Source organism: Hymenobacter siberiensis (assembly GCF_018967865.2).
GTDB lineage: Bacteria > Bacteroidota > Bacteroidia > Cytophagales > Hymenobacteraceae > Hymenobacter > Hymenobacter siberiensis.
In genome coordinates this window covers 4,277,845-4,292,083 of record NZ_JAHLZY020000001.1, presented here as the reverse complement: position 1 = coordinate 4,292,083, position 14,239 = coordinate 4,277,845, and the positions used below count along the sequence as shown (strand labels likewise).

Annotated in this window: 12 protein-coding genes and 1 pseudogene; 7 read left to right on the top strand and 6 right to left on the bottom strand. The window is 62.1% G+C overall.

Annotation, left to right across the window (positions count from 1 at the left end):
• The first annotated feature begins 38 nt into the window (after positions 1-38).
• The 7 genes and pseudogenes from ilvD to KQ659_RS18970 all read left to right on the top strand — a co-directional run bounded on the left by ilvD (position 39) and on the right by KQ659_RS18970 (position 7,109).
• Positions 39-1,748: a dihydroxy-acid dehydratase gene (gene ilvD / locus KQ659_RS19000; RefSeq protein ID WP_216679639.1), complete on the top strand. Its 1,710-nt coding sequence runs from the start codon at positions 39-41 to the stop codon at positions 1,746-1,748.
• Between the two features lie 159 nt (positions 1,749-1,907).
• Positions 1,908-3,695: a biosynthetic-type acetolactate synthase large subunit gene (gene ilvB / locus KQ659_RS18995; RefSeq protein WP_216690598.1), complete on the top strand. Its 1,788-nt coding sequence runs from the start codon at positions 1,908-1,910 to the stop codon at positions 3,693-3,695.
• Positions 3,696-3,876: 181 nt separating this feature from the next.
• Positions 3,877-4,479 carry an acetolactate synthase small subunit gene (gene ilvN / locus KQ659_RS18990; RefSeq protein ID WP_216679641.1) on the top strand — a complete coding sequence of 201 codons (603 nt, stop codon included), beginning with the start codon at positions 3,877-3,879 and terminating at the stop codon, positions 4,477-4,479.
• 82 nt (positions 4,480-4,561) lie between these two features.
• Positions 4,562-5,623: a ketol-acid reductoisomerase gene (gene ilvC, locus KQ659_RS18985; protein WP_216679642.1), complete on the top strand. Its 1,062-nt coding sequence runs from the start codon at positions 4,562-4,564 to the stop codon at positions 5,621-5,623.
• Between the two features lie 221 nt (positions 5,624-5,844).
• A complete protein-coding gene (locus KQ659_RS18980; protein WP_226915725.1) occupies positions 5,845-6,075 on the top strand; it encodes a hypothetical protein in 231 nt (76 codons plus the stop codon).
• Positions 5,996-6,967, top strand: a pseudogene (locus KQ659_RS18975) (pyridoxal-phosphate dependent enzyme). Before KQ659_RS18980 ends, KQ659_RS18975 begins: the two are co-directional and overlap by 80 nt.
• The gene (locus KQ659_RS18970; protein WP_226930056.1) at positions 6,894-7,109 is read left to right on the top strand and encodes a hypothetical protein; all 216 of its coding nucleotides are present in this window, start codon (positions 6,894-6,896) and stop codon (positions 7,107-7,109) included. The pseudogene KQ659_RS18975 and the gene KQ659_RS18970 overlap by 74 nt, the downstream one beginning before the upstream one ends.
• Before the next feature lie 15 nt (positions 7,110-7,124).
• Here the strand turns inward: KQ659_RS18970 and KQ659_RS18965 are convergent, their stop codons facing one another.
• The 6 genes from KQ659_RS18965 to KQ659_RS18940 all read right to left on the bottom strand — a co-directional run bounded on the left by KQ659_RS18965 (position 7,125) and on the right by KQ659_RS18940 (position 14,195).
• Positions 7,125-8,168: a YeiH family protein gene (locus tag KQ659_RS18965; protein WP_216679643.1), complete on the bottom strand. Its 1,044-nt coding sequence runs from the start codon at positions 8,166-8,168 to the stop codon at positions 7,125-7,127.
• An 83-nt stretch (positions 8,169-8,251) separates the two neighbouring features.
• Complete coding sequence (locus KQ659_RS18960; protein ID WP_216679644.1) at positions 8,252-9,163, bottom strand: LysR substrate-binding domain-containing protein; 912 nt, start codon at positions 9,161-9,163, stop codon at positions 8,252-8,254.
• 240 nt (positions 9,164-9,403) lie between these two features.
• On the bottom strand, positions 9,404-10,846 hold the full coding sequence (locus KQ659_RS18955; protein ID WP_216690599.1) for a T9SS type A sorting domain-containing protein: 1,443 nt from the start codon (positions 10,844-10,846) through the stop codon (positions 9,404-9,406).
• 151 nt (positions 10,847-10,997) lie between these two features.
• A complete protein-coding gene (locus KQ659_RS18950) occupies positions 10,998-11,831 on the bottom strand; it encodes a glycoside hydrolase family 16 protein (protein WP_216690600.1) in 834 nt (277 codons plus the stop codon).
• Between the two features lie 186 nt (positions 11,832-12,017).
• Positions 12,018-12,887 (bottom strand): glycoside hydrolase family 16 protein, encoded by an 870-nt coding sequence (locus KQ659_RS18945; protein ID WP_216690601.1) that lies wholly within the window; start codon positions 12,885-12,887, stop codon positions 12,018-12,020.
• Positions 12,888-12,938: 51 nt separating this feature from the next.
• Positions 12,939-14,195: a PKD domain-containing protein gene (locus KQ659_RS18940; RefSeq protein WP_216679648.1), complete on the bottom strand. Its 1,257-nt coding sequence runs from the start codon at positions 14,193-14,195 to the stop codon at positions 12,939-12,941.
• Positions 14,196-14,239 lie beyond the last annotated feature (44 nt).

Here is a 14,239-nt window from a genome sequence, read left to right as displayed (position 1 = left end):
TGCGCTCGGCATGACACACGATTCCCCAATACCCTAACATGATTCTCAATAAATACAGCCGCATCTATACCCAGGACGACAGCTTACCGGCTTCGCAGGCCATGCTCATCGGCTCGGGGCTGTCGGATGCGGATTTGCGTAAGCCGTTCGTGGGTATCTGCTCCACGGGCTTCGAGGGCAACACCTGCAACATGCACCTGGATGCGCTGGCCGACGGCGTGAAAATCGGCGTGCAGGCGCAGGGGCTGGTGGGGCTGCGCTTCAACACCATCGGTGTGAGCGACGGCATTACGAACGGCACGCCGGGCATGCGGTTTTCGCTGGTATCGCGCGAGATTATTGCCGACTCCATTGAGGCCATGGCGGGCGCGCACAACTACGACGCCCTGGCCACGGTGGTGGGCTGCGACAAGAACATGCCCGGCGCGCTCATCGCCATGGCGCGGCTCAACCGGCCCAGCCTGATGGTGTACGGCGGCACCATCAAGGGCGGCACGTTCAAGGGGCAGCAGCTCAATATTGTATCGTGTTTTGAGGCCTATGGTAAGAAGCTGCAGGGGGAGATTTCGGACGAGGACTACAGCGGCATCATTCACAATGCCTGTCCCGGGCCGGGGGCCTGCGGCGGCATGTACACGGCCAACACCATGGCTGCCGCCATCGAGGCGCTGGGCATGAGCGTGCCGTTCTCGTCGTCGCTGCCCGCCGTGAGCGTGGAGAAAAACCAGGAATGCCTCGATGCCGGGGCCTACCTGCGCCGGCTGCTGGAGCGCGACATCAAGCCCCGCGACATTCTGGTGCGCGAGGCGTTCGAGAATGCGTTGGTAGTCATCACCATCCTGGGCGGCTCGACCAATGCGGTGCTGCACCTCATTGCCATTGCCCACGCCGCCGGAGTGCCGCTGAGCATGGAAGATTTCCAGGCTGTGAGCAACCGCGTGCCGGTGCTGGCCGACCTCAAGCCCAGCGGCAAGTACCTCATGGAGGACCTCTCGGCCCTGGGCGGCGTGCCCGCCGTGATGCGCACCCTGCTCGACGCCGGCCTGCTGCACGGCGACCTGCTGACCGTAACCGGTAAAACCCTGGCCGAAAACCTGGCCGACGTGAAACCCCTGGGCCCCGAGCAGGACCTGTTGCGCCCGCTGGATAACCCCATCAAAGCCGACGGCCATATCCAGATTCTCTACGGTAACCTCGCCCCGCGCGGCGCGGTGGCCAAAATCACGGGCAAAGAAGGACTACGCTTTGAAGGCTCGGCCAACGTGTTTGACTCGGAAGAGGCACTGAACGAGGGCATCACGCAGGGTAGTATTAAGGCCGGGCAGGTGGTCGTGATTCGCTACGTGGGGCCGAAGGGCGGGCCGGGCATGCCCGAAATGCTGAAGCCGACTTCGGCCATCATCGGGGCCGGGCTGGGCGATAAGGTGGCCCTGATTACGGACGGCCGGTTTTCGGGCGGTACCCACGGTTTCGTGGTCGGCCACGTCTGCCCCGAGGCCTACGATGGCGGCGCTATCGCCCTGGTCGAAAACGGCGACTGGATTATCCTCGATGCCGCCGCTAATACCATTGATATTCAAATTGACCCCGCCCTGCTGGAGCTGCGCCGGAGCCAGTGGCAGCGCCCCCGCCCCAACGTGCGTCAGGGCGTGCTGCTGAAATACATCCGCACCGTGAGCGACGCCAGCCATGGGTGTATCACTGATTTGCTGGAGGAGGTCGTCCTCCCCGTCAACCTCACCCCCTGACCCCTGCCGGGCACGGCCCCTTTCCAAAAAAGAGGGGGCACCGGAAATGCTCCTAATAAATCCGCGCGAAAAATCGTCCTCACGGACCGGTGCTCCCTCTTTTTTGGAGAGGGGGTCAGGGGTGAGGTGACCCTGTCGCGCCGTTTTAAGCTCAACCCCATGTTAATCAACGAGCCCACCACCGCCACCGCCGAGCCGGAAACCACCGTGCTCACCGCCCCGGAAACCACCGTGCTCACCGCCCCGGAAGCAACCGCGCCTAACTCCACGGGTGCCGAGGCGGTGCTGAACATCCTGCTGGCCGAGGGCGTGGACACCATTTTCGGCTATCCCGGCGGGGCCATCATCCCGATTTATGACGCGCTATACGACTTCAACGACCGGCTGAACCACGTGCTGGTGCGGCACGAGCAGGGCGGTATTCACGCGGCGCAGGGGTATGCGCGCAGCTCGGGGCGGGTGGGGGTAGTGTTTGCCACCAGCGGGCCGGGCGCGACCAACCTGGTCACGGGCTTGGCCGATGCGCAGATTGATAGCACGCCGCTGGTCTGCATCACGGGGCAGGTGTTCGCGCACTTGCTGGGCACCGATGCGTTTCAGGAAACGGACATCATCAACATCACCACGCCCGTCACGAAGTGGAACTACCAGGTGACCAAGGCCGAGGAAATTCCCGAGGCGCTGGCCAAGGCTTTCTACATCGCGCGCAGCGGCCGGCCCGGCCCGGTGCTGATTGATATCACCAAAAACGCCCAGCTGCAAGCCTTTCATTTTGCGCCGTACGCGCCGTGCACGCACATTCGCAGCTACCGGCCAGTGCCCATCGTGCGGCCTGAGTACATCCGTGAGGCGGCGGCGCTTATCAACCGGGCTAAAAAGCCGTTCGTGCTTTGGGGCCAGGGCGTGGTGCTGGGGAGAGCCGAGGCAGAGTTTAAAGCCTTCATCGAAAAAAGTGGCATTCCGGCTGCCTGGACCATCCTCGGCGCGGGCGCATTGCCCACCGACCACCCGCTAAACGTGGGCATGCTGGGCATGCACGGCAACTATGGTCCCAACGTGCTCACCAACGAGTGCGACGTGCTCATCGCCATTGGCATGCGCTTCGATGACCGCGTGACTGGCCGCTTGGATAAGTACGCCAAGCAAGCGAAGGTGATTCACCTCGACATCGACCCCACCGAAATCGATAAAAACGTGGCCGTCACCGTGCCCGTGTGGGGCGACTGCAAGGAAACCCTGCCGCTGCTCACTGCCCTCATCGAGCCGAAAACGCATCCCGAATGGCACCAGCGCTTCCAGGACTACATGGCCGAGGAGGTGTCTGCCGTGATAAACGACGAGTTGTTTCCGACGGGCGAGGAACTGACCATGGGCGAGGTCCTGCAACAGCTCAACGAGCTGACCGGCGGCGAGGCCATCATCGTGACCGACGTAGGGCAGCACCAGATGGTGGCCTGCCGCTACGCCAAATTCAACCATACCCGCAGCAACATCACCAGCGGCGGACTGGGCACAATGGGCTTTGCGCTGCCGGCCGCTATCGGGGCCAAATTCGGCGCGCCCGAGCGGCCGGTGGTGGCCATTATCGGCGACGGCGGCGTGCAGATGACCATTCAGGAGCTGGGCACCATCATGCAGACCGGGGTTGATGTGAAAATCATCATCCTCAACAACCGCTTCTTGGGCATGGTGCGGCAGTGGCAGGAGCTGTTCAACTCCCGCCGCTACTCCTTCGTGGATATCCAAAGCCCCGACTACGTGGCCGTAGCGGCCGGCTACCGCATCGCCGGGCGGCGCGTGGAAATTCGCGACGAGCTGCAACCCGCACTGCGGCAGATGCTGGAGCAGCCCGGCTCCTTCCTGCTGGAGGTGCTGGTGGCGAAGGAGAATAACATCTTCCCGATGGTGCCGCAGGGGTGCAGCGTGGCGGAAATAAGGCTGCGTTAAGAACCAATAGAACAACGAAAAAAGAACGTCATGCAGAGCGGAGGCGCAGCCGCAGTCGAAGCATCTCGCGTGCTTCAACTAATCCAATCGATTGAATTACTACCCCAAGCGAGATGCTTCGACTGCGGCTGCGCCTCCGCTCTGCATGACGTTCCATTAAGTCAGTATTTCCCCAGAAACCATGTCTCACCAACCTGACCGCCAGGAATACAACATCACGGCCTACACCGAAAACCAAGTGGGACTGCTCAACCGCATTGCCATTATTTTCTCGCGCCGCAAAATCAACATCGAGAGCCTGAACGTGTCGCCCTCGGAAATCGAAGGCATCCACCGCTTCAACATCGTCATCACCGAAACCGAGGAAGTGGTGAGCAAGCTGGCCCGCCAGATTGAAAAGCAGGTGGAGGTGCTGAAAGTATACTACAACACCAACGCCGACGTAATCTGGCAGGAAATGGCCCTCTATAAAGTGCCTACCGATGTGATTGCCGAAAAAGCCTCCGTCGAGCGTCTGCTGCGCGAAAACGGAGCCCGCGCCGTGGTCATTCGCAAAGATTATACGGTGTTTGAAACGACCGGCCACCGCGAGGAAACCGATGCGCTAATCAAGGTTTTGCAGCCGTACGGGCTCATTGAGTTTGTGCGCAGCGCCCGCATCGCCATCATCAAGGCCAGCGACGGCTTCAACCACAAGCTGCGCGATTTCGAGCGCCGCGAGCCCAGCGAGGACGTGGCCGAAAACGAGTTCCTGAACAGCCGCGACGCGGTGTTTACGATGTAGCGCGGACTTTCAGTCCGCGAGTAAAACGATATTCTTTTAACCCCGGCGCGGACTAAAAGTCCGCGCTACATCCCTTAACCCCATGGCACAAATTAATTTCGGTGGCGTAGACGAAACCGTTATCACCCGCGACGAATTCCCGCTTGAAAAGGCGCTGGAATACCTCAAAGACGAAACCATCGCCGTTATCGGCTACGGCGTGCAGGGGCCGGGCCAGGCCCTGAACATGCGCGACAACGGCTTCAACGTCATTGTGGGCCAGCGTCAGGGCACGCCTTCGTGGGACCGCGCCATTCGCGACGGTTGGGTGGAGGGCGAAACCCTGTTTTCGCTGGAAGAAGCCGCCGAGCGTGGCACCATCATCTGCAACCTGCTGTCTGATGCCGGCCAGATTGCCCTGTGGCCCATGCTCAAGAGCAAGCTCACGCCCGGCAAAACGCTGTACTTCTCGCACGGCTTTGGCATCACCTTCAACGACCAGACCAACATCATTCCGCCCGCCGATGTGGACGTGATTCTGGTGGCGCCCAAGGGCAGCGGCACCAGTCTGCGCCGCCTGTTCCTGGCCGGCGGCGGGCTGAATTCATCCTTCGCCGTGTTCCAGGACGCCACTGGCAAGGCCTGGGAGAAGGCCATTGCTATGGGCATTGGCGTGGGCTCGGGCTATTTGTTTGAAACCGACTTCAAGAAGGAGGTGTACTCCGACCTCACCGGCGAGCGCGGCGTGCTGATGGGCGCCCTGGCCGGCATCATCGAGGCCCAGTACCAGGTGCTGCGCCAGCGCGGCCACTCGCCCTCCGAGGCCTTCAACGAAACCGTGGAGGAGCTCACCCAGAGCCTCGTGCCGCTGGTGGGCGAAAACGGCATGGACTGGATGTTTGCCAACTGCTCGGTAACCGCCCAACGCGGGGCGCTGGACTGGAAAGGCCGCTTCCGCGAAGCCACCCTGCCGGTGCTCAACGAGCTGTACGACAGTGTGGCCAGCGGCGCGGAAGCCCGCCGCACCATCGAGCGCGGCACCACGCCCAACTACCGCGCCGAGCTGGACGCGGAGCTGAAGGAAGTGCGCGAGTCGGAGCTGTGGGCGACTGGTGCCACGGTGCGCCAGCTGCGTTCCAAGGCGGCGGAAAAGGTAGAGGCGTAGGCGAGGTAGAGACGCGACACTTCGCGTCTCGTCGTTGAACGACCCGGCAGAACGACCAATCTGGAACGGTTCTGCTGAACAACCCCAGAACGTTATGCTGAGCGCAGCCGAGGCATCTCGCGTGCCACCACTAATCCTGATGATTGGATTACTATCCCACGCGAGATGCCTCGGCTGCGCTCGGCATGACGTTCTTTTTTATCCCAACGATTTCCATTGCTATGCCCAACGCCGCCGCCGCCCCGCCCGCCGTGCTGCTCAAAAACGTGGAGCGGGCGGCGCGCAACCTCAAGCACGTCATCTACAAGACGCCGCTGCTGCAAAACCACGGCCTCTCGCGCCTCTACGGCGCCACGGTGCTGCTCAAGCGGGATGATTTGCAGGGTGGTGCGCTCCTACAAGATTCGCGGGGCCTACCACAAGATGAGCACGCTGTCGCCCATTGCCGGTGAGCGCGAGATTGTGTGCGCCAGCGCCGGCAACCACGCCCAGGGCGTGGCCTACGCCTGCCAGCTGTTGGGCCTGAAAGGCTACATTTTCATGCCCGCCCAAACGCCTGCCCAGAAGGTGGACAAGGTGCGTCTCTTCGGCAAAGAATACGTGGAGGTCATCCTCACCAGGGCCAGCTTCGATGATTCGTTCCGGGCCGCCCGGGAGTTCAGCGACGAGCGGGGCAGCACCTTTATTCACCCCTTCGATGACCTGGCTATTGTGGAAGGATAGGCCACTGTGGGGCTGGAAATCCTGAAAGCCACCACCGGACCCATCGATTACTATTTTCTGCCCATCGGCGGGGGCTGGCTGACGGCGGGCGTGGGCAGCGTATTCCGGCTGCTGAGCCCAGGTATCAAGCTCATTGGCGTGCAGCCCCTGGGCGCGTCCTTCATGCACGATGCAATCCGCAATCAGCAGCATGCGGCGCTGGCCAGCATCGACAGCTTCGTGGACGGCGCGGCGGTGAAGTGCCCCGGCCAGCTCACGTATGCGCTGTGCCGCGAACTGCTCGACGAGGTAGTGCTGGTGCCGGAAGGCCAGGTCTGCCTCGATTTGCTGAAGATGTACAACGAGGAAGGCATCGTGCTGGAGCCGGCCGGCACGCTCACCATCTCAGCCCTGCACCAGTTTGCCGACCGCATCGCGGGTAAAACCGTGGTATGCGTGGTGAGCGGCTCCAACAACGACATCACCCGCATGGAGGATATCAAGGAGCGCGCCGCCAAATACCAGTGCTTGAAACACTACTTCATGGTGAATTTCAACCAAGCCCCCGGTGCGCTGCTTCGTGAACCAGGTGCTGGCCGAGGGCGACGACATCATTCACTTCCAATACATCAAAAAAGATAACCGGGAGAAAGGCCCCGTTTTCGTCGGTATCGAAGTGAAACGGTCCCATGACGTGGAGGCCATCAAAGCCTGCATGGGGGCAGAGGGCTTTGATTTTGAGTATTTGAACGGCCAGCCCGATTTCCTGGCGCTGCTGGTGTAGCCGGGTATGACCGTTCTACGCCACCGTGTGCAGAATCACATACAGCGACGCGCTCGAAATGACCACCCACAACAACACGCCCAGCAAATAGGGCCGGGCCCCCACCGCACGCACCGTTTTGGCCGATAGCCCCGCCCCGATGAAGAACAGCGTGAGTGTGAGACCGATTTTGGCCAGCGCCACCAGCACCGGGCCCAGCGGGTGCAATGCGGGAACGTAGGTATTCAGCAGCATGGCCGCGATGAAGCCGAAGATGAAATAGGGAATCTTGATTTTGACACCTTTTTGCTTGAAAATAAGTGCTGTGCCGATGCTGACCGGGATAATCCAGAGGGCGCGGGCCAGCTTCACGGTGGTAGCTACCTGCAGGGCCTGGTCGCCGTAGACCTTGGCCGCGCCCACCACCGAGGACGTGTCGTGGATGGCAATGGCACACCACAGGCCAAACTGCTGCTGCGTCATGGCCAGGGCGTGGCCGATAGGCGGGAAGGTAAACAGCGCAATGGCATTGAGCACGAACACTGTGCCCAGCGCCACCGAAATTTCCTCGTCCTTGGCCCCCAGCACCGGCCCCACGGCCGCAATGGCCGAGCCCCCGCAAATGGCGGTGCCGCACGAAATAAGGTGCGTGACGCGCCTGCCCAGTCCCAGCCAGCGCCCCGCGAAATACCCTAGAATGAGTGTGCCGAGAATGGACACTACCGTGAACAAAAGGCCCGTCCGCCCGGCCTGCACCGCCGCGTGAGCATTCATGCCGAAGCCCAGGCCCACCACCGAGTATTGCAGCAGCTTGGCCGTGGCCGCCTTGGTCTCACTGGCGAAGGGATTGCCCAGCGTCTGGGCCAGCACGAGGCCCAGCGCCAGCGCTACCGGCGGCGAGGCCCAGGGCGTGAGGCAGAACACCAGTAGCACCCCAAATACCACCTGCCGCCCCGTAACCGGGTAGCCCGCCACCAGATGCGGCGTGTGCAAGTGCCGGAAAAAGCCGGTGGCTACCGCCGACTCGGCCGTTTCTGGCGGGGCAGGCGGGATAGATGGTGGCAGGGTGGGAGGGGCCATGAAGCAGCAGATTAGGTGCCTCAAATTTACGACTTAGCCAGTCGCAGAGGTAATTGAAAAAGGTAATCTCAGATTACCAGTAGTTATGACAACTGCTTCAACTGCTGCTGGGCGAAGCTGAGAAACCGCTGCGCGGCGCGGGGTAGCTGCTTGCCCTGCACCCACACCGCCTCAAACTGCCGGGGCAGATGCAGGCCCTCAATGGGCACGATTTCGAGCCGGCCGGCGGTGAGTTCCCGGGCAAGTGCCCGGCGCGATACGAAGCCCAGCGCATCGGGTGCGGCTTCGAGGTAGCCTTTGATGGCTTCGGTATTATCAAAAAAAAAGGCTACTTGCAGGGTGCTGAGCTTGATTTTTAGCTCGCGCAGGGTAAACTCCAGCACCTCCAGCGTGCCCGAGCCGCGCTCGCGCAGCACCAGCGGGTGGGCCAGCGCCTCGGCCAGGAGCAGGGGCGTGGCGGGTGGGCCGGCGGGGGTGGCGCGGCGCACGGCCACCAACTCATCGGGGAGCAGTAGCTCGTAGTGCAGGTCGCGGCTGCGGGAGCGGCCTTCCACGAAGGCCAGGTCCAGCTCGCCGCGCAGCAGGGTTTCGGCAATGTGCTCGGAATTGGCGTTGGCCAGGGTGAGCTGCACGTTGGGGTAGCGGGCCTGAAAGGCCGGCAGCAGGCCCGGCAGCACGTACTGGCACAGGGTGGTGCTGGCGCCCAGGCGCAGGCGGCCGGCGGCTTCGTCGGGGTCGCGCAGGGTCAGGAGCTGGTCGGCGAGAAGCTGGTCGGCGGCGGCCACGGCTTCGGCGTGGCTCTGGAGCAGGCGGCCGGCTTCGGTGAGGGCCACGCGGTTGCCGCGCCGCTCCAGCAGGCGCTGGCCGTAGTGCTTCTCTAGCTCGTGGATGTGCTTGGTGACGGCGGGCTGCGTTACGAACAGCTCCCGGGCCGCTTTGGTGAAGCTCAGGTGTCGGGCCACGGCCTCGAACACGCGCAATCGGAAATCAGACATGGCCCAAAGTACGCCAGGGTTACGTTGGTTCTATGAACAACCTCAGAACGTCATGCCGAGCGTAGCCGAGGCATCTCGCGTGCATTAGCAATCCAATCGTCAGGATTAGTGGTAGCACGCGAGACGCCTCGGCTACGCTCGGCATGACGTTCTTTTCTTCTCGTTATGCTACCTTCAAACGCATGAAAAAGCCCTCGTCGGTTCCGGCGAGGGCTTTGTAGTTCAGGCAATCAAGCGAACCTATTCCACGCTCAGCGGGCGGGTCAGGCTCATGCCGTCCACGGTGAGGCGGCAGGTGTAGAGGCCGGGGGCCAGCTTGGCGGCGTTCAGCTCGGCGGTGAACTGGCCGGCGGCGCGGGGCTCACCGTTGATGAGCTGGGCCACGCGGCGGCCGAGGTTGTCAAACACGGCCAGGCTCACTACCGACGGCTTCTGCAGGCTGAAGGGCAGCTGCGTGAGGCCCGAGGTGGGGTTGGGGTAGGCCGGGGCGAAAGCGGCAAAATCGGTGCTGATGGTGCGGGTGGCGGTGGGCACGAAACCAACCAGGCTCGGGCCGTAAAAATCGTCGAGGTAAACCCTGCGGCGGGTGGTGGTGTTGGGCGCCACCAGCAGCACAATCTCGTTTATGCTGGTATTGGCCGTGGCGCTGGGTGCGTTTACGAAGTTGAAGCTCAGGTTTTCCCAGCCGTTGGTAACGGTGGTGGTGGCGGTGTACTCCGAGTTGCGGCCGGCCGGATAGTTGGTGGCACCGGCCACAGTCGAGTCCTGCAGCGTAATCTGGTAGAGCACGCCTGGAGTCACACTAAACACCTTCAGGGTCATGTGCAGAGCGGTGGGGGTGGTGCTTTTGAAGTTGGTTACGTCGGCCAGGGCCGCGCCCCGGGGTTGCATCACCAGCACGTCGTATTGGTTGGTTGAGCGCGTGTAGCGGGCCACGCGGGCGCTGGTGTTGCCGGCGCTTACCGAATTGTTCAGCGTATCCAGCTTCAGCCCACCCGATGTTTTGGAGCCACCAATGTACTTGATGACGCGGGTACCATCGTAGTTGTCATAGAGCTGGCGCACGGCCAGATTATTGGGCGGAGCCACGGCCAGCAGCTCTGGGCCCATAATGTCGTCGAGAAAATAGGTAGCCGAGTTGTTGGAGTTGGGGGCCACCTGAAACAGCATCTGGTCGATGTCGGTCACCGTCACGCTGGCGTCGAAGTTACCCGCGCCGGCCGGGCTGGGCGTGAAAGTGAGGACCTCCCAGGCGTTGGCCACGGTGGTAACGGCCGTGTACTCGGTACCGAACTTGCCGGTAGGGTAGTTGGCCGTGTTCAAGCGGCTGTTTTGCAGCACCACGCCCACCGTCACGCCCGCAGCGGGGCTGCGGAACTTCACGCTGATGCGCTTGGCGCCGCCGGTGGTGTAGGCGGTCACGTTGTCCATGCGGGCGTTGTTGGGCTTCACCACCAGCACCGCGTATTGGGCGGCGGCGGCCCGGGCGTAGCTGGCGCAGGTGCTGCTGGTGTTCACGGGGTTGCTGCCGGGGTTGGCCGCGTTCTGCACCAGCGTACCCTCTACTATGGGGTAGCTCACCAGCCGGGTATTTTCAAAGTTGTCGTACAGGGTCTGGGCTGAAGCCGCCGTGGCGCAGGTCAGCAGCGCGGCGGTACTTAGCAAACGAGTAAAGTTGTTCATGTGAGAATTGGTAAAAATGTGGGAAAAATTGATTGGGAAACGAGAAGCCTGTTGCCGGGAAAGCGGTGGTAGATGAGTAGAAAGTGGCTTATTGCTTGGTAATAGCCCGTTATGCTGAGCGCCAGCTGTCATTCCGGATGACAGCTGATGCTCAGGAGGCCTTTTTCATCTCATAGAACCGCACGTAATCCACCAGCATCTGCTGGGGGAATGCGGCTTCGTCCACGCCCTTCAGGCCGCCCCACTCGCCGCCTACTGCCACGTTGAGCAGCAGGTGAAAGGGCTGGTCCCAGGGCCAGGTTTCCCAGCCGGTACCCTCGTTGCGGTGGGCGAAATAGATTTGGCCATCGATGTAGGCCGTGATGGTTTCGGGCGTCCACTCCATGGCGTACACGTGGTAGGCCGAGGTGGCATCGGGCAGCTTGGTGATGCCCGTTTTCTGGGTGTTGATGCGGAAGTAGTAGGCCTTGCAGTGGGTGGTGGCGTGAATCACGTTAGGGTCGTAGCCCACGTGCTCCATGATGTCGATTTCGCCGTTGTCGGGCCAGCCGTGGTTGCCGTAGGGGTTCTTGTCGGGTAGCATCCAGATGGCGGGCCAGGTGCCGCGCCCGCCGGGAATTTGGGCCCGAATCTCGAAGCGGCCGTAGAGCTGGCTGCTGCCCTTGCCCCGCGATACCAGGCGGGCGGAGGTATAGTCGTTGCCGGGCATCAGGGCCTCCTTGCGGGCTTCCACCACGAGGTGGCCGTTTTCCACGCGGGCGTTTTCGCGGCGCTTTTTGGTGTAGTACTGCTGCTCCTTATTGCCCCAGCCGGAGCCGCCCACGTCGTAGGTCCACTTCGTGGAATCGGGCAGGCCGCTGTAGTTGAACTCGTCGGCCCAGGCCAGCTTGCTGAAGGTGTAGCGGGGCGTGGGCGGGGGCGTGGGCGGGCCGGTTTCGGATGGGCTGCCTAATAGCAGCAGGCCGGTAAATAGCGTAGAAATCATGCTATTGAAAAGTTGCGGGGAGAAGTGCCCGGCCCAAAACGGGCACAGGAAAAGAAAACCCAATTGGCCGCCAGCCCACTGGACCGGCAGCCAACGCCCAGTCCGGCGGAGAACTCACCAAAGCTCCGGCCGGAGTGACCGTAGTAAAGGGTAGAAACCATCGGGGCAGGGTCGATGGCCAGGCAATTACTTGTATTGCAGGTACTTCACGTAGTCCACCTGCATCTGCTGCGGGAAAGCGGTAGAGCCGTCGGGGTTGCCATCGAAATCGCCACCAATGGCTACGTTCAGCACCACGAAAAATGGATAGTTGAAGGGGTAAGGGCTGGCGTCGGCCCCGGTGAAGGCATAGTACTGCTGCCCGTCGACGAAGAAGCGCATCTGGTCTTTGCTGCGCACCATGGAGTAAATGTGGAAATCGGCCGACAGGTCCATGTTCATCACCTGGGTGGTGCCTTTGTAGCGGTGGTCGGGCACGCTGTTGCCAAAGTGCATGGTCGAGAGGAACTGCTGGGGCTGGCTGCCGCGCAGCTCCATGATGTCGATTTCGCCGCAGCGGGGCCAGTTATTCTGGTCGATATCGGCCCCCAGCATCCAGATGGCGGGCCACACGCCCTTGCCCTTGGGCAGCTTGGCGCGCACATCGATGCGGCCAAACTGGAAGCTCTGCTTGCCCTTGGTCACGAGGCGCCCCGAGGTGTAGGAACCCGCCGCCCCCCGGGCCTGAATGACGAGGCTGCCGCCTGCCTGGTACACGTTGTCGGCCGAGTTGGTGTAGGTCTGTAGCTCATTGTTGCCCCAGCCGCCGCCGCCCAGCTCATAGGCCCACTTGCTCTGGTCGAGGGCACCGCCGGTAAACTCGTCGCTCCAGATGAGCTCCGTGTAGTCGGCGTAGGCGCGGGCGTCCTCGTTGGCGGCGGTGGTCGGAGTCGTTGGGGTAGTGGGAGCCGGTGTAAAGCTGCTGCCTTTTTCAGTGCAGGCGGCCATGCTCAGCGCCAGCAGCAGGCTGGTGCTGAGGTACAAGCTGCGGCGGCTAGCTGGGGTTAATTTAAACATAAGCAATACGGTAATTAAGTGGTTCTATCTGAATAAAAAACCGATATTCAGCTATTTAGCAACCAGCTTAATGGTGAATACGGTTCCGCCGTTGAGGCCGCTGCCAGCGCGCAGCACCATGTGCTGGGCATCGATGGACAGTATGCGGTACACCCGCTCGGTGACGGAGGCATCGGTAGCGCCAATGAAGGCACCCATCCGCGTGAGGGTGAACTGCGCTAGCCCCGTACCGGCCGACGGCCCAAACACGAAGGGCGAGGTGCCCGTCTGGGGAGCCTGGCAGGAGTAGCCATTGGCCGAGAAGGTTTCGGCCTTGGCATCGTAGGAGAAAATGTTGGTGTTCGAGAACTTGTACTCGTCATCGGACTGGCAGGCGGGCAGCTGCCCGGCTAGCACGCCGGCAAAGTAGGAGGTGGGCGCGGCTTCGGTGCCTACCACAATGGGGGCGTCGGCGGCATTGTCCAGCAGCCACGTTTTGGAAGAGCCGCCGGTGAGCAGCAGCTTATAGGGGGCCGTGGCATCGTAGGGCGCGAAGGTGAGGGTGGTGCGGGTACCGTCGGGATTGGTGCCGCGCAGGCGCAGGCGGGTATCAGTGGCTTCCAGTACGTCGTAGGTTTTGTTCACCACCGAGTCCGTGAGGCCCAGGAAGGTCTTTTTGCCTTTCAGCACAATCTGCGGGTTGCCGCTGGCATTGGGCCGGAACACGAAGTCGGTCGCGAAGTTCAGCGAAGCGCCGCAGGCTCCGTTCTGGAAGGTCTGGCCGGCGCTGTTGTAGTTGATGGTAAACGCGCTGCTGAACGAAAACTGGTCGTCGAGCTGGCAGGCGGGCAGCGTGGTGGAGGTCGAAATGGGCACGCCACCGGCCGTTTCCCGCACAATGGCCCCGGGCTGGCTCGAAAACGCCCATACCCGGATGCCGCTGCCCGCGCAGTTCACCACCTTGCTGAAGGTGGCATTGGCACAGGGGTCGGCAATGGTCACGGTCTGCTTGGCCGAGATGCCGGTGCCGCCGCGGCCGGCCGTGGTCAGCTCTACCTGGTAGGAGCCGCCGCGGGGGTAGGTGTGCATCACGGTAGGCCCCGAGGCGATGGAATTATCGCCGAAGTTCCACTGATAGAGAAAGCCGGCGGTGCTGGTGCTGGTGAAGGACACCACGGTCGGAAACTCGGTGGTGTTGACCTGGGAGGTAAAGGTGGAGGTGGGCACGGGGCCTTCGAGCTTGCTATCGTCGCCGGCTTTCTTGCAGGAAGTCAGCAGCAGGGGCGTCATCAGCACGCCCAGCACGGCGGTACGAAGTATATTTTTCATGGGAATTCAAAGGAGAGGGGTGAGATGCCTGGGGCCGGCAGCGG